Here is a 16838-nt window from a genome sequence, read left to right as displayed (position 1 = left end):
TCACTAAATAATTATACTTTTTTCAAGCTTTTTTAATTCTGATATTTAACGGAAACATTGACAAAAGGATTCCCTTGCAAGTCAGCAGTAACAGCTGTGACTAAGAATACCCCATATTTTCCTTCAGGCGTTTGGAAGAAGACAACATTTCCGGGTGCCAATCCCTCTTGCCACGTATTGAATGAAGTGGACACAACATCCAAATTCTTGGATTTTGCTTGTTCCTCAATAACGCTACCCGATACCCAAGAGTACAAGAAATTGTTCGTCTGATTAATTACAGGCTTACTAAACTTCGTCTGTCTTTTTTCCCAAGTACTAATATCGTAAGGATCGTATGGGTTGGGGTTGGCAGAAATGGAATAATAGTCATATATCCATTGATTGGCCTGACCTGTTCTAGGGTCGGGACGACGGCGAATACCAAAATCAATTTTCGCAGCATTTGCTTTACCCTGATCATAGGTAAAAGTCTCACCTTCCATCAGGGAAAAGAAAGAAGGTACATCTTTACGCACGGTATCTGGAGCAAAAATGCGACGATTACTCAATACAGTGTGGCTAGGTGCGACTTCGATAGTTACCTTTTTGTTGCCGTCACCCATATAAATCCCTTTAGCATTCACGGCATACACACGAAATGTATTCTTTCCGTCTCGCTGCATCTTTAATTTAACCGTCCTCGAAAAGCTATGCCTTTCATCCACATTATCCACAGGAGTTGAAATTCGTTCAAAACCTGTAGTTGAGGCGACCCCTAAACGTTCCACAACAACGGAATACATTTCTTCTTCCGAAGAGGTTATTGTATAATCGATATACACGCTATCGCCATCGTTAACCAACTTGTAATCTATAGCACTCAAGGGGCTATTGTTATGGAATTGCACTTGGACATCATCATACATCGTAAAGACGTTCTCTGAGGTTTTTTTACAGGACGCTATGGTCAGTCCGGCCAAGGTGAATATGAGAAATTTTAAAGCGTATTTCATAATGGTCATACATTAATATTTATCAATGACTAATTATCCAAAGGATCGAAGGTTCCCCCACTCCAGCCAATCGTCGGTTCAATGTTGGCTCCTTTGTTTACAAAATCATTGTGGAAAGTATAGAAATAATGGAATGCAGGTACCGCATACGGGCCATAATTTGTTGATCCGTAATCCTGTGCCCAAGGTTTGAAGTACTTTAAGTAAACTTCCTTGTCATTAATATCCAATGATTCCCTAAAGCGTAATCCTGTTGCTGGATCTGTTGCTTCCAGAACAGCTTTGGTATTATTTCCATCAACAAGTGCAATCTGAATGGTCGACATGCTTCCCGTTAACAAATGCATCCTTCTGGTTCTGCGAAGATCTGAATTCCGTTTGCCCTCGAACGCAAACTCGATCATGCGCTCATTCAGGATGAGGTCACGCATGCCTTCCTTACCTGCCACATTGCCTAAGCCATAGTCGTTTCCGCCTGAGCCTTGTTCAATGCCAGCTCGTTCGCGAATTTGACGCACCAAATCCTTGGCCAAGGCAAGATTACCCGTTTCATTCGCACATTCGGCATAGTTAAGCATTACCTCGGCAAATCGCATCTCAATCCAGTCCATGCCATTTCCTCCAATATTATCCTGATAACGAACATTGCCGCTGCTGATATTTGGCATTGTAAAACGCTTGCACATAACCCCCCGGACCGATCCTTCATTGACAGCACCTGAGTAGGTCCATTGCCTGCGGTCATCATTACCACTTAAAGGCCAGGAACTACCATTGTAGGCAATTGTTGCCTCAAATCGTGGATCTCTATTTTTCCAGAACAATACTTCGTCATACGTATATGCACCCTTTCCAATCGGGTTACCGTCCTTCATCGGATATGCATCCAATAAACGGGTTGTCGCGACATAACCTTGATAAGCAGATCCGCCTTCGGATTGTGGGCGGCTTCTGGATTCACCATCATGGCCCCTTCGTTCAATACTGTTGGTATAGGTACGAACAAGAATAGCTTCCGTATTCATCGTTCCCTCCGTCCGGAAAATATCCGCATAGTTAGGCAATAATTTATAGCCATTTGCCAGCCCCATTTCATACGCTGCCTTGTTGGCTTCTAAAGCTGTTTGCCAACGAGATGCATCATAGGGATGCTTGGCGTCATTTACAGGATTAAACTGTGGGCTAGCCCAATACATCAATACTTTTGCTTTGAAACTGGTCGCGATCATTTGGTTGATCTTTCCACGACCATCATCATCCTTCCAAGTGGCATCTTTCAAGTATGCAATGGATTTATCGAGATCTGCCAGGACAGCATCGAATACTTCTTTAGCTGAGTTTCGACCACTTACCGTATTGTTCTGTGGATCAATCGGCTCCAAAATCAATGGTACACCACCGTATACTTTAGCTAATTCAAAATACACCATTGCTCGCAAGAAATGATATTGCCCAAGGAAGTGATTTTTTGATTGATCAGAAAGTGCCCCTTCTGGAATATTCTGAATTGCCGCATTACAGCGGGAAATTTCATAATATCGGTTTGAGCCTGCAGACCAATCGTATTTATTTCCCACATAGCGGACATCATTATTTCCAAGGACGACACTATAGTCTATACCCAATGCCCCGCGTGCCCATTGGTCGGTATGGGGATAGAAACTCTCATCACTAGCCAAATGTACTCCCCCACGATCTGGAATAAGTTGATATAAGAACTGCGGAATGACCACATCATAAACGCGATTTAAATGAAGTTGGACTGACCCTTCGGAGTCCCAGATGGCAGCGTCGATGCCCCCTCTGTCAGGAAGTTCAAAGAAATCATCCTGATTACAAGAGGAAGCAAAAGTGACAGCTACCACACAAACTAATGTTCTAATAGAACTAAAACTAAACATTCTTTTCATTGTACAAGATTTACAGATTCAAGCTTAAACCAACTGAAATCGTCCGTAAAATCGGATAATCGTATGCACTTGAGGTATAGGGATCCTTATACTTCAGCGGATTAACCAACGTCCATAAGTTATTTCCTGTAGCCAGGATCCTCGCATTTGCCAATCCAACACGATTCGCTATGGAGGAAGGCAAGCGGTAACTTAAGGTTAAATTATTCACACGAATGGTCGTTCCATCCACTGCCCAGAATGTTGAGTTTCTGGTTAATGATGGATCGTCAAAACGTGGTAGCCACCCGTTTGTATTGGCAGGTGTCCATCGATCTTCCCAAATGGAAAGGATATTCCTGGTCATGGAAGGTGCAATGCGTGCTCTGGAATCATAAAATACACGTCCACCGAATTGCGCAAAGATATTTGTCGAGAGATTAAAGGCTTTATAGCCAACACCTAAATTGATACCAGTAGAAATAAACGGATTGTTATTTTCATACATAGTGGTTTTGTCCCAGTCGTTAATCACGCCGTCACCGTTGGTGTCTTCATAACTGAGCCATCCGGGTTGTGGGATAGCATTATATGTTCTGTAATTCGGGTGTTGTGCCATGAATGCATCAACCTCTTCTTGGGTGCGGAACATTCCATTAGAGATCAATCCGAAGTTACCACTGTTATATTTACGCGGGTCAGTACCGAAAGCCGTAGTTAAGTTATCCTCAATGTTCAATTCCAAAATCTTACCTGGTGCGTACAATGCTCTGGATATTAAGGAATTTCCATAACCAAAGTTTACACTGGCATTAAAATTCACATCTTGGCCGAATTTCGTACGGTAACCCACCGTAAATTCAGAGCCCCAATTGAAGCGTTCTTGGTAGTTGATTATCGGCGCCAGATATCCTGCATATAATGGAAGAATATCATTTCCTCCCATATCAAATACATCATAGCCTCTATTTTGGAAGAACTCAGCATTAATATCTAACGTATTAAACAAGGTCATTTCCACCCCAAAGTTGATGGTGCGCTTTTTTTCCCAAGTAATCCCAATATTAGGAGTACGCCCCGGGTTTAAGGCATTCCCGTTTGAATTTCCATAGAGGTAACCGTTACTGGTATCGATCAGGTACCTTTCTTGCCATAGGCGTTGGTCTACACGATCATCCCCGGTGATACCCCAATTAACCTTGAATTTCAGGAAAGTGATGTAAGAAGATAAACTTTCGAAAAAATTCTCTCTGCTGGCAATCCAACTTGCACCTATACTTGGCGAAAATCCCCATCGATTTCCTGTCGCGAAATTTGAAGATGCATCCCAACGTGCCACCCCCTCTATAAAGTATTTTTTATCAAAATCGTAGCTAAACCGACCGAAAAAGGATCTTTTGGCACTCTCAAATCGATTGATATTATTGCGTGTTAGGGTATTGGAATCAAAGGCCCACCAATCTTCCCCTCCAGGAATCAATTGGTTGTTCCAATAAACAGATAGCATATCGGAATTGCGTTCTGACTGCTCCCCGCCCGCCAAAGCGCTTATGCCATGCTTGCCAAAAGTATTTGCGTATTGGAGCGTCAGGAATCCTTGGTAACTGTTATCCTCCCCAAGACCAGGCGTTAATCGCGAATTTTGAACAGTTGGATAACCAAAACTCGGCGTTTCGGGATTCAACACATTGGTAAACAATTCATTATTATTACCCGTACGTTCAAAATTATACAAGTTGTATGGCGGATTGTAGGTCCTGCTGTTGGTGGAACCACTCCCCTGCGAAATCTGGAAACGCGCAGTTATACCTTTGATAAATTCAGGTGTGTAGGTCAAACTTGCATTAATTCGATAGGCTTTCGATTTTCTGTTGTTATAGTAACCTGATTCAACCGTTGCCATTGGGTTCTTACCATTGTAGTTGACATACATGTCGTCTATTTTCATGGGAACCCATTGAGGGATCGAAATTATTGATTCAAAATAAGTGGCATCATTCTCTGTCAGGTTATGCTGTGCCAATCGAATATTGTGGTCTACATTGAAATTTACATCGGCACGTAATCCTTTCCCAAAATCAGCTGTCAAACCCGACCGAAATGAATATTTATCAAACTTCATCCCTGCATAATTGGCATTTTCATTCTGGTAACTTCCGCCAGCAAAAAAGGTTATTTTTTCAGACCCTCCCGAAATGCTCAAGTTATGTCTCTGTGTTAAGGAAGCTTGCCACATTTCATCAAACCAACTTTTATAATTTAAACCTTGGATAAGGGCTAAATCTTCGGGACTGAAAAAACTGGAAGATGCTGTATTGTTAATGGAATTTGTTTCATTCATTAAAACGGCATGTTGGTATGCAGTCAGCATTTCTGGACGCTGAGCGGCATCCGAAGTTCCGACATATCCATTATACGTAATACTAGGTTTACCTGCCTTTCCACGTTTGGTGGTTACCAGTACCACCCCTTTTGCACCTGAAGCACCATAAATGGCAGCAGCAGCGTCCTTCAAAAAGGAAATATCTTCAACCATGGATGCGTCAATGTTATCAAAAGCTTCTTTGTCAACGATTATACCGTCCACGATATACAGCGGTTCTGCAGTTACACCAACCCCACTTGCAGTGGAAGAAGTGGCGGAATTACGGATATTTAAAGAAATTCCTGAACCAGGGCGACCTGAAACTTGACTAACGCCAACTCCTGCAATCCGATTCCGCATTGCGCCTGCTAAATTGGGTGCAGGAATATCCATCAGTTCTTCCCCTTTAATGGAAGCAATGGATCCCACAACCTCAGAACTTTTCCGAGTTCCATAACCAACCGAAACGACGACTTCTTCAATCGCTGCTCCTGGTTTCATGGTAATCGAAATATTTTGCCTGCCACGAACATCAACTTCCTGCGCTTCATAACCTACATACGTGATCACCAAGACACTTTGTTCCGGCGGAACGTTGATCCTGAATTCCCCTTGATTATCGGTTTTGACACCGGTTTTGGTGCCTTTAATCATAACAGTTGCACCAGGAATAGGTTTACCATTCTCATCCAAGACCTTACCAGTCACATTGACCAAGGTATACGTATTGGAATAAGCTGAAGGAAACTTATTCGAAGCCTGTATTTCCATTGGGACAAACAAACTGACCATAGGCAATATGCACATGCCCCCGAGCAGCAGCTCCCTCCTTAAGAAAGTACTATACTTCATAATTAGATTCAATTAATAGGTGTTATAAAATAGGTTATCAATTGTTTGACCGCCAAAAATTGGCGGCTTCGCTGTTTAGTTCTTTTTCGCCTTTTCTTGAGCAGCTATGCGCTCTTTCCATTTTTCACCTTCGATTTTCAAATCAAAACCTTCCTTGGAAAGGTAATTGTTAATTCTACCCTTATATTTTCCAAACACAGCATGTTTTGCGTCAGCACTCGGTGCATCAATTGCTTTTTCACGAGCTTCCACCAACATATTCATAATCGTGTCCTTTTGTACGGAAGTTAAGGAAGGGATCATTTCCACGTAAGCTGTATAGGTTCGAGGTAAAATGCTGTAGGTCATGCCATCCTTCAATTTCGCAATCTGCTCATCATTTAAATTTTTATCCAATTTCTTGATAAAAAGGTCGTGAAGCTTAGCGATTGCTTTTTCATTTCTATCCGACAATAACTTGATTTCTTCTTCTTGTTTATCCTTACTAAAAGATGAGTTATTTTTTATGGCTGCGAGTTTAGCGGAATGGTTTTCATGATTGGTATTCAAGAGATCATATTGGTTAACTAAATCAGCTAAAACCTCGCTATAAACTTTAGGATCTTGAATATTCAAGGTTGCTATGATTTTATCTGATCGTTTAGTAATTACCTCTAAATAGGCTTCCCTTTCGGTTTGAGCACTTGAATTAAGTGTACCAAACGCAATAAACATCATCATTAGGATATAATTTTTCATATACAATGTTTTTCGTTGTTGGATGAACATTCGGTTCTTTCTCGCACTGGTTATTGGGTGCACAAAAATTTTAAAAAGTATTCTGCTTGAGAAATGAATCTATAATTGATAATTCAAAGTAAAATAATCCTTAAGGTAAAATTTTGTCCGTAGTTATCTTATTATTATACTATCTTATGAATATTATCGAAATACAATAAACATCTTAAATATACTTGGTTTAAAGTACATAAAAGCGTTTTAGCATGTATGTAAACAGAATATTACCCGCTATTTTTTTGAAATTTTAGTAAAATCAAAGGGTAATTTCAAGATAATATTGTAGAGGTAAATTGTTAATTATTGGCATGTATTCTATTCCATCAAATTCTCACTCAATTTCATAGGAACAAAAAAAACACCTGGATTGCTCCAGGTGTTTTAAAAATTCAATATTCTGCTGATGAACAGCTTTTCTTTTAGAACTTATAATTTAATGCAAAGGCAACATTTCTAGGGTCGATCTGATTGATGAATCCACCTCTGAAATACGAGTTCAAGCCAACTACATCTGTCAAGTTATTCAGGAATAAACGACCTTCCCAATGTTTCATCTTATAGCCCACTTGTGCATTCACGGTTGTATATGCAGGCATATCGAATGGTTTTTCACCTGGGTTATAGGTATGTCCATCATATTTGGTACTGTATTCATTCACTGGACGTTCACCGACATAATATACACCTGCACTTAAGCTTAGGTTACGTAGGAAACCTTGATTGAATTCGTATTGAACCCAACCGTTTGCGGTATGGTCCGGTGCGTTCATTGGTGCAGATCCTTCAACGTAGGAAGGTGAGTCTTTATAGCGTGCATTTAAATAGGCATAGCCCAACATCACGGTTAAATTGTCCATAACACGACCGTTCAATTCCGCTTCGATACCATCACGCACCAAATCACCTGCTTTAAAGTAATATCCAGTAGGATTTGTTGTACCGTCTACATACTCTTGATTTGACAGGTTTGAGGTAAAGATATGGAAGTAAGTCAGGTTAAATCGCAATTTATCATCCAACCAATCTGATTTGATCCCCCCTTCGAATTGGGTTGTCGTTGAAGCACCAATTGTACCACCGCCTACCATTGGATTGGACGCGCTGCGCAGATTGGTCGCATTCGTATAGGATCCAAATACATTCACATTTTTCATTGGCGTAACGATGACACCAAAGCTTGGGTTCCAGGCACTCTCTTTCTTACGACTATTGGAGGTGAAGTCTTTCGTATCGATTTCCGAATAGCGTAATCCCAACGCCACTTTCAGGTATTTATTGAATTCGATCACATCCTGTGCTAGGATTCCGAACGTATTGTAGTAGGCAGCAACCGGTTCGCCGTCAACGAAGGCCACTTTCAATCCCACTTGATCATTTCCATTCACATCGTGGTATTGCACCTGTGCCAGATCCGTAGCCCATGACCCATGGATATCAATCGTATCGATGGCTGTACGTTTGCCAAGGTCGATGCCCTTGCCGATTGGGCTCAATGTCCCAGCCATAGCCGTTGTTTTGGCATCAGCAATACGGTAATCAAAACCAACTTGCGCGGTATGTTTAATCTTGCCCGTGTACAGTTCTTCGCCAATTAAATCAAATTGAACGGTTGTATTTTTATCATCGCGTTTGCTCCGGCTTAACTGACGGGAGAACAACGTGTTATCTGGATTATTTCCACGTAGAATGCTCGCTCCGGTAGACATGTTGTCAACCTGATAGGACGATTTCGCATACGTTCCGCGTACACGCCAATTGTCCGACAAGGAATGACTGATGCTGGCCATAACACTGCTCATTACCGTGTTGTTGTTGTCAGTTGCTAAGCCGGCAATCTTATCGTAAGGCAATACATACAATGCATTTACACTTTGTGATGGATTCAGGTTTACAGCAGATGTAACTGGTGTTTTATTGGAATTCAGGTAATCCCCTTCTAATGTAATGGTTGTCTTTTCGGATGCTTTCCATTTAATGGATGGGTTGAAATAGACCGAATTTGCAGACACGCCTTTTCTATAGCTATCTGCACGTTCGTAAGAACCATTGAACCGAACGGCCAAGGTTTCTTTACTATCGACAACACCCTGTACATCGAAGGTAGGGCGGAATTGGCCCCAACTTCCAACGCGTACACCAACATTTCCGGCATTCACGAAATTCGGGGTTTTCGTTACCACATTGATGACACCACCAGCGTTACCGATATCGGTAATAACACCCTGAGTAATAGCAGCAGAACCCTTGATCATCTGAATGGACTCTACACCTTGCATATCCACCACACCGGAAGCCGTCTGAAATTGAGAGTCCATCCGAACACCGTTCTTCAAGACTGGCACACCACGGAATCCACGTGAAGACATGGACTCTTTAACACCACCGTAACTTCCGAATAGCGTAACGCCAGGGATATTACGTACCGCTTCAGTAATGGTTAAAGCACCTTGGTCCTCAATTACCTTATGGGAGATTACCGAAATGGATTGAATCTGGTCAGAGGGTTTCAACGGAAGGCGGGTAATATCTTCCAATCCTTTCGGTTGGCGACCGCGTTCACCGAATACTTCAACCTGATCAATGTTATAACCGTCAGCTTTTAAAACGATATCGTTCAGGGTGGTTTCCCCGCCATCCTGTCTGTATTCGATTTCCCTTGTGGAATATCCTAAACCAGAAACCTTGATCTTGAAACGGCCCGGTTTGTCGTAATATAAATTGAAATACCCCTGTGCATCCGTTGAAGTGGCCTTTTCACCAACAATAACCGTAATATCAGAAACCGGTTCTTTGCTTTCATTAACGATGCGACCTTTTACAGTGGTTTGGGCTTGTAAGCAAGTTGAGCCTGCGACTAGTCCTAGAAGTGGCAGGACTATCTTAAGATTCATTTTCATCGAGTAGTAATTATGATTTTTTAAACTGGCCGCTAATTTAGAATTAATCTAAGTTAATTGGCTAATCAAAATGCAATAGTTTCGGATTGCGTCATAAAGTTTCGGATTGCGTCATATTGATATGGCTAAAAAGTGTATTTCCGTAACATCAACACAGATTTTAGTGAAAAAAATACAGTTAGGAGGTATTGATTTATTTTATATTTCTATATTTGCATTAATTTAGATTTAATTTAAATAAACACGTTACAGATATGAAAAAGCTCTTTTTACCAGCTTTCCTACTTTTAGGAGTATATGCAAATGCACAAACCAGCACCCTATTAAGTCATGATTTCTGGAAATCAAAACCCAATTTGGAAGCTGTTAAGGCTGAGATTCAAAAAGGGAACAGTCCGTCCCAGCCAAATGCTGGATCCTGGGATCCTGTAGCAATCGCCATTGTAAACCAAGCTCCAACCGATGTGGTTAAATTTATGGTTGAGCAAGAAGGAAATGGCGTCACTAAAAAGACACACCATAGCCGCAGTTACCTGCATTGGGCAGTTGGCACCGGAAACCAAGAACTTGTTGATTATTTGATCGCTAAAGGCTCTGATGTAAAGTATCAGGATAGTCATGGCTCAGCCATTGCGGCTTCTGCAGCCACTTCTGGAAATAAAAATACCGGAGTTTACGAATCCCTATTCAAAGCTGGTGTAGATCCAAAAGCAACATACGATGATGGCGCTAATTTAATGCTATTAGCTATTGCGTTGGATGAAGATCTGAAAATAGCCGAATACCTGGAAACGAAAGGTCTTTCATTGAAAGATACCGATAGCAACGGTGCTACAGCTACGGATTATGCCGCTCGGTACGGCAATATCGCGTTGATGGAAAAACTCATGTCGAAAAGCATCAAACCGACCGATAATGCGCTCTTCTTCGCTGCCATGGGCTCACGTGGAAAATCAAATGGGTTAGACACTTATCAATATCTTGTTGAAAAACTAGGACTAAATCCAAAAGCTACCAATAAAGATGGTGCTTCGATCCTAAATTCACTTGTACGCAGACCGAATGTCGAAATCATTACTTATTTCTTGGATAAGGGTGCTGACGCATCGAAAGCTGACAAAGATGGCAATACCGCATTAATGCTTGCTTCGGCAGGTCGCGATGCGAAGATCGTTGAATTATTGCTTTCAAAAGCAAACAATATCAATGTTCAGAATGATAAAGGTGAAACTGCACTAACGCGTGCTATCGCAACTGGTTCACCAGCAGTTGTAGAAACATTATTAAGCAAGGGTGCAGATGCAAAACTGTTGGATAAAGATGGTAATAACCTTGCATTCTACTGGTTTAATTCACCAAGACCGGCAGGTCCTGCGAAGCCAGAAGAAGATCCATTTGCAGCAAAACTTGCGTTGTTGAAAAAGGCAGGGATTGATGTAATTGCTCCACAAACCGATGGAAGCTCCCTTTTCCATATTGCCGTTTCACAGGAAGATGAAGCATTGATTCAGAAGGCAGCAGAGCTTGGCGCGAATATCAACGCACAGAATAAAGAAGGCATGACCGCCTTGCATAAGGCAGCCTTAACTGCGAAAAACGACAAAGTCTTGAAAGGACTGATCGCATTAGGTGCTAAAAAGGACCTGAAAACGGAATTCGACGAAACTGCCTATGATTTAGCTGCAGAGAACGACTTCCTTAAAAACAACAATGTATCACTTGATTTCTTAAAATAAAAACATGTTAAAATTGCATAAGTTACTGACCATATTCTTCTTAACCGCATTCTTCGGAACTCAAGCTTCCGCACAATCTAGCAACTACAAATGCATGATTCAGATGAATGCCTACCAGGGTGAAGAAGCCTATGTTGTCATATCTTTAATCAACCCAAAAGGCGCTTATGAAAAAACGCTCGCTGTATTAGGTCCCGATAAACAATGGTATAACACCTTGAAGGAATGGTATAAATTCCAAACAAAATCCAAAGAGAAGTTAAGCGCCATCACAAGTGCCTCCATCGCTGGAGGTGACCGCGCCGTTAAAACAATCAGCATTGATAATGCGAAGCTGAACAAAGGCTATAAATTACGTTTTGAATCCGCAGTGGAAGAAAAGAATTATCACACGAAAGATGTAGAAATTCCATTGACCACCCAGGGTGTAACAGAGCGTGCTTCCGGAAACGGTTATATTCGATTTGTAAAACTAAGCAAGGTACAATAGTTCAGGAATGGTATTATCTCTTTGGCGATATGCCCATCTTGCCCTTGCTTTAATTTCATCCGTTTTCTTGGTCATCTTAGCGGCAACGGGTGTCATCCTGGCCGTAGGTGCAGTGAACGATAAACTTCCCGCTTACCGAATTGACGAAGCAGATACACTAAACCTTGCGCAGGTCGTACCGAACCTGCACAAGGTTTATCCTGAAATCATCACCTTATCCCGAGACCATCGCGGCTTTGTCAGCATCGATGCCATCGATGAAGAAGGAAATCCCATTAAAGGATATATTAACCCATATAATGGCGAAAAAATCGGTGAAATTACCCAGCAAAGCCCATTTATTCAATGGACAACCGCTTTGCACAGATCCCTGTTCCTAAAAGAAACAGGTAGGGTCATCGTCGCTGTTGTTTCCTTTCTATTGGTGCTAATCAGCATTTCCGGTCTTGTTCTCATTCTCAAAAGACAGCAGGGTTTCAAAAACTTCTTTGCCAAGGTGCAAAAGGATTTTTTTTCCCAATATTTTCATGTCGTCACAGGTAGGTTGGCACTCATTCCGGTTTTGATTATTGCCATTACAGGTACATATCTCTTCCTGCTTCGCATGGAATTGTTCCAAGGTGAAGCGGTGGTGGAGCAAGTATCTGTAGGTAACAGTGAGGATATGGAAGATGGCCCTTCCCTATCGCCGGCAGATTTCCCAATCTTTAAGTCAATACCCCTAGAGCGATTGGAATCCATTGAATTTCCTTTTATTCCCGATGATCCTGAGGAATTTTACATCGTGAAACTCCAGGATGAAGAACTTCAGATCAACCAGATATCAGGTCAAATCGTAGAAAGGACGATCTTCCCGAGCAATAAGTGGCAGGAACGTTGGAATATGGACATCCATACGGGGCGCACCAATATTGTTTGGGCCATTGTATTGGGAATAGCTTCCCTAAATATCCTGGCTTTTATCTATACAGGATTTGTTATCACCCTGAAACGGAGCCGTACAAAAATCAGGAACAAATTTAAGCCTCTTGATGCCGAAACTGTGATTCTTTACGGATCAGAAAATGGAAGCACGTTATTTTTCGCAAATAAGATTCAAGAACAATTGTTAGCAGCAGGTGAAAAATCCTACCTGGCAGCCATGAATCAATACGGTACATTTCCTAAAGCAAACAAGATATTGATCTTGACATCGACTTATGGATTGGGAGATGCGCCATCAAATGCGGGGAAATTTTTAGAACTGCTGCAGTCAGTACCACAGGATCAATCAATCGCCTATGCCGTTTTGGGTTTTGGTTCAAAGGCATACCCTGATTATTGCGCTTATGCCATCGAGGTGGACAATGCTTTAAAGGAACTTCCTTGGGCAAAAGAATACCTTCCCCTACATACCGTTAATGACAAAGCCATTGATGAGCTTATCCCGTGGCTTCAGGCTTTTTCGGATAAATCATTATTGCCTTTAGCAACCGCAGCAGCGGTTTATGCAGAGAAGCCTACGAAAATGCAGGAATGGAAAGTGTTGGAGAAAACATCGATAAGCGCCTCCAACGACACCTTTAAAGTAATTCTCGAACCCATTAAGAACCAGCGGTATACGTCGGGTGATCTTTTTGCTATCTATCCAGGTAATGATCACCGTGAGCGGTTTTATTCCATTGGTAAATGCGGAGGTAAACTGCAATTGATCGTTAAAAAGCATGAGCAGGGATTGGGATCCACCTATCTCCACGACTTAGCGGTGCACGATGTTATCAAGGCGAAGGCCATGCGCAATGCTATCTTTCATTTTCCTAGGAAAGCGAAAGAGGTAGCGTTGATCTTTAACGGAACAGGCATCGCCCCTTTCCTCGGTATGATTGCAGAAAATAGCAAACGGACACCAATATATTGCTATGGCGGTTTCCGTTATCAGAATGATTGGGTAAATCAATACGTACGATTTGCTGAGGAACAGATGTCCAAGAGCCATTTGGTAGATTATCAATTTGCTTATTCAAGACAGGAACCTGGCCATTACGTGATGGACCTTATTGCAAAAGATAAATTACGATTCGCCAAACTTCTGGCAAGAGGAGGTGTGATTATGATCTGCGGATCCCTAGCCATGCAACGGGATGTCGAAAATCTGTTGGACAAAATCTGTCTTGAGGCAAACAACAGACCCCTATCCTACTATCAAAAGAAACAACAATTAATGACCGACTGTTATTAGGACTATGCGAAAGGTTATTCAGTTAGGTATCACTATTCTATTCATCTTCAGCACCGGGCATATCGCTGATGCTCAAGTGCAATTGCGACGGGGCATGACGCTCATGGGTTCTCGATTTGAAATTACGTTGGTCGATAGGGACACCTTGACCGCGAACAAGCATATCGATATGGTAGTAACAGAGATTGAGCGCATTGAGAACCTGATTTCCGAATGGAGACCACATACCCAAATTTCGGAAGTGAATCGGAACGCCGGCATAAAACCTGTACAAGTTGACCGCGAGGTTTTTGAGCTGACCAAGAAAGCGATCTTTTTTGCTGAACAATCCGGTGGTGCATTTGACATCAGCATCGTAGCCTTGGACAAGGTGTGGCGATTTGATGGAAGCATGGAAGAAATGCCCAATGCCGAAGCGGTGAAGAAATCCATCGCCCTCGTTGGCTATCGTGATATTGTACTCGACAGTATAGCATCGACCATTTTCCTACGCAAGAAAGGAATGAAGATTGGTTTTGGATCGATTGGCAAAGGTTATGCAGCGGATAAAGGCCGAGCTCTAATGGAAAGCAAAGGAGTACAAGCTGGACTCGTTAATGCATCTGGTGATCTTTCAGCTTGGGGGAAGCAATTAAACGGGAAACCTTGGGCAGTTGGCGTATTTAACCCTTTCAAACCTGGAAAAATGGTCAAGATCCTCTATTTTAACAGAAATGCGGTGGTCAGCTCCGGAAATTATGAGAAATATGTGGAATTCAATGGGATACGCTATTCCCACATCATAAATCCAAAGACAGGCTACCCCGCAACAGGTTTGGTGAGTGTAACAGTAATCGGACCATCAGCTGAATTTGCTAATGGCCTGAGCACTTCCATCATGGTCTTGGGATTGAAAGAAGGACAAAAATTCATGAAGAAATTTCCAGATTATAAGGCAATCTATATTACGGATACAGGAAAAATCATAAAAAAATAGCTCAAGAGCTTTCAACTAAAGCCCCTTGAGCTACTCCATTAATTTATTTCCGAATGATTTAGGGCAGATTGCTACTCCCCACTCAAAAATATAGCTTTTGCCTCCTGATCATCATAGCGTTCAATTTCAGCCATCAACTTCTTTTTCATCTGCTGCACTGTTTTTGTATAAGCGGCATCACTATATACATTGTTCATCTCGCGGGGATCTTTTTCCAAATCGAACAATTCCCATCCTTCAACACCTGTATAATAACGTATAAGTTTGTACCGATCCGTACGTACACCAAAATGAGGGCTTACGGCATGCTCTCCATTTTCGAAATAATGGTAATACAGTTCTTTTCGATGTTCTTTGGTTGGCTCAGACAAAACATTAGTGAAAGGTTTACCCTGAACATCCTTAGGGATTTCAACTCCTGTCAGGTCCAGCAGGGTCGGTGCAATGTCCACATTGATGACGTTGGCCTCTATTACCGATCCTGGCTTTATCAATTTGGGATAGCTGATCATCATCGGTGTACGGAAGGATTCCTCATACATCCAACGTTTATCAAACCAACCATGCTCGCCCATATAAAACCCTTGATCTGAAAGATAAATTACGATGGTGTTTTCCATTAATTCGCGATCATTAAGGTAATCCAAAACCTCCCCAACATTTCGATCCATGGAAGCTGCTGTATTTAGATAATCCGTCATATATCGCTTGAATTTCCATTCCGCCAGCTCCTTTCCTTGCAGGTTTCTTTTTTTGAAATCCTCAAAAATAGGTCTATAATAATCCAAATAGGCTTTCTTCTGCGCAGAGGTCATTCGCTTATAATCTCCTTGTGCCAACATCGCTTCCGCGGAATCATACATTTTGAGATCATACGGCAATTGCATATCCTTATCGATAGACATTTCTTGTTGCTGTGCTGCTTCTCTAGACGTATAGGTGTCGTAAAATGTCGCTGGCAATTCGAAATCTACTGTATCATAAGTTCCAAAATCCTGAGGATCAGGTTGCCAATTACGATGCGTAGCCTTGTGGCCGATCACTAGGCAAAAGGGATTCTCCTCGTTAAGGGTATCCAACCAACCTAATGCTTTGTCCGTTACCAGATCCGAAACATAACCTTCTGAAATCTGACGGCCTGATTTAGAAATGAATTCCGGATTAAAATAGGTGCCCTGACCATTCAGGACCTCATAATAATCAAATCCTTGCAGTTGATGACCTAAATGAATTTTTCCGATCCAAGCTGTTTTATAACCATGTTGCTGCAGTTGTTTAACGAAACTATCTTGGTTGAAATCAAACGTTGAGGTTTCATTATCCTTAAAACCATTTTTGTGACTGTATTTACCGGTCAGCAATGTTGCTCGAGCAGGCCCGCAAATCGAATTATTTACATAGGCACGCTTAAAGATGGCACCTTGATCGGCAATACGATCAATTTGAGGGGTCTTCCCGTAACTTGATCCGTAAGCGCCGATGGTTTGAAAGGCGTGATCATCAGAAATAATGATCAATATGTTGGGCTTTTTGGGTTGCTGTGCCCAGGCTGCACAGCAAAAAAGGACAGCGCTGAATAAAGAAGTAATTTTTATCATTTGTTTTTGGCAAATGTTCCTTCCATAAGAAGGAACGGGTTTAAG

Annotated in this window: 10 protein-coding genes; 4 read left to right on the top strand and 6 right to left on the bottom strand. The window is 41.8% G+C overall.

What is annotated here, in order from left to right; all coding sequences use genetic code 11:
• Positions 1-32: 32 nt before the first annotated feature.
• The 5 genes from G6N79_RS10830 to G6N79_RS10810 form a co-directional block, all read right to left on the bottom strand.
• A complete protein-coding gene (locus tag G6N79_RS10830) occupies positions 33-1004 on the bottom strand; it encodes a hypothetical protein (protein WP_103907791.1) in 972 nt (323 codons plus the stop codon).
• 20 nt (positions 1005-1024) lie between these two features.
• Positions 1025-2905 (bottom strand): RagB/SusD family nutrient uptake outer membrane protein, encoded by a 1881-nt coding sequence (locus G6N79_RS10825; RefSeq protein ID WP_103907792.1) that lies wholly within the window; start codon positions 2903-2905, stop codon positions 1025-1027.
• A 10-nt stretch (positions 2906-2915) separates the two neighbouring features.
• Positions 2916-6101: a SusC/RagA family TonB-linked outer membrane protein gene (locus G6N79_RS10820; RefSeq protein WP_234993281.1), complete on the bottom strand. Its 3186-nt coding sequence runs from the start codon at positions 6099-6101 to the stop codon at positions 2916-2918.
• A 75-nt stretch (positions 6102-6176) separates the two neighbouring features.
• On the bottom strand, positions 6177-6839 hold the full coding sequence (locus G6N79_RS10815) for a DUF3826 domain-containing protein (RefSeq protein WP_160003816.1): 663 nt from the start codon (positions 6837-6839) through the stop codon (positions 6177-6179).
• A gap of 458 nt (positions 6840-7297) precedes the next feature.
• On the bottom strand, positions 7298-9775 hold the full coding sequence (locus tag G6N79_RS10810) for a TonB-dependent receptor domain-containing protein (RefSeq protein ID WP_103907795.1): 2478 nt from the start codon (positions 9773-9775) through the stop codon (positions 7298-7300).
• A gap of 254 nt (positions 9776-10029) precedes the next feature.
• Here G6N79_RS10810 and G6N79_RS10805 point away from each other — a divergent pair, with 254 nt between their 5' ends.
• Genes G6N79_RS10805 through G6N79_RS10790 form a run of 4 tightly spaced genes read left to right on the top strand, consistent with a single transcriptional unit; the run spans position 10030 to position 15195 of the window.
• A complete protein-coding gene (locus G6N79_RS10805; RefSeq protein WP_103907796.1) occupies positions 10030-11511 on the top strand; it encodes an ankyrin repeat domain-containing protein in 1482 nt (493 codons plus the stop codon).
• Between the two features lie 4 nt (positions 11512-11515).
• A complete protein-coding gene (locus G6N79_RS10800) occupies positions 11516-12001 on the top strand; it encodes a DUF2271 domain-containing protein (RefSeq protein ID WP_200818850.1) in 486 nt (161 codons plus the stop codon).
• 7 nt (positions 12002-12008) lie between these two features.
• On the top strand, positions 12009-14219 hold the full coding sequence (locus tag G6N79_RS10795) for a PepSY domain-containing protein (RefSeq protein WP_103907797.1): 2211 nt from the start codon (positions 12009-12011) through the stop codon (positions 14217-14219).
• A gap of 4 nt (positions 14220-14223) precedes the next feature.
• A complete protein-coding gene (locus G6N79_RS10790; RefSeq protein ID WP_103907798.1) occupies positions 14224-15195 on the top strand; it encodes an FAD:protein FMN transferase in 972 nt (323 codons plus the stop codon).
• Between the two features lie 71 nt (positions 15196-15266).
• Here the strand turns inward: G6N79_RS10790 and G6N79_RS10785 are convergent, their stop codons facing one another.
• Positions 15267-16793, bottom strand: coding sequence for a sulfatase family protein (locus tag G6N79_RS10785; RefSeq protein WP_103907799.1), 1527 nt, complete (start codon positions 16791-16793; stop codon positions 15267-15269).
• Between the last annotated feature and the right edge of the window lie 45 nt (positions 16794-16838).

The sequence above is a fragment of the Sphingobacterium lactis genome (genome assembly GCF_011046555.1).
In the GTDB taxonomy this organism is placed as follows: Bacteria; Bacteroidota; Bacteroidia; order Sphingobacteriales; family Sphingobacteriaceae; genus Sphingobacterium; species Sphingobacterium lactis.
The sequence above is the reverse complement of the archived record's forward strand: the minus strand, read 5'-3'. Positions and strand labels throughout refer to the sequence as shown.

What these genes read in the sequence shown, in the direction of transcription:
- G6N79_RS10830 (WP_103907791.1), bottom strand. Translation starts at nt 1,004, where the DNA reads ATGACCATTATGAAATACGCTTTAAAATTTCTCATATTCACCTTGGCC.
- G6N79_RS10795 (WP_103907797.1), top strand. Translation starts at nt 12,009, where the DNA reads ATGGTATTATCTCTTTGGCGATATGCCCATCTTGCCCTTGCTTTAATT.
- G6N79_RS10785 (WP_103907799.1), bottom strand. Translation starts at nt 16,793, where the DNA reads ATGATAAAAATTACTTCTTTATTCAGCGCTGTCCTTTTTTGCTGTGCA.
- G6N79_RS10825 (WP_103907792.1), bottom strand. Translation starts at nt 2,905, where the DNA reads ATGAAAAGAATGTTTAGTTTTAGTTCTATTAGAACATTAGTTTGTGTG.
- G6N79_RS10815 (WP_160003816.1), bottom strand. Translation starts at nt 6,839, where the DNA reads ATGAAAAATTATATCCTAATGATGATGTTTATTGCGTTTGGTACACTT.
- G6N79_RS10810 (WP_103907795.1), bottom strand. Translation starts at nt 9,775, where the DNA reads ATGAAAATGAATCTTAAGATAGTCCTGCCACTTCTAGGACTAGTCGCA.
- G6N79_RS10800 (WP_200818850.1), top strand. Translation starts at nt 11,516, where the DNA reads ATGTTAAAATTGCATAAGTTACTGACCATATTCTTCTTAACCGCATTC.
- G6N79_RS10790 (WP_103907798.1), top strand. Translation starts at nt 14,224, where the DNA reads ATGCGAAAGGTTATTCAGTTAGGTATCACTATTCTATTCATCTTCAGC.
- G6N79_RS10805 (WP_103907796.1), top strand. Translation starts at nt 10,030, where the DNA reads ATGAAAAAGCTCTTTTTACCAGCTTTCCTACTTTTAGGAGTATATGCA.
- G6N79_RS10820 (WP_234993281.1), bottom strand. Translation starts at nt 6,101, where the DNA reads ATGAAGTATAGTACTTTCTTAAGGAGGGAGCTGCTGCTCGGGGGCATG.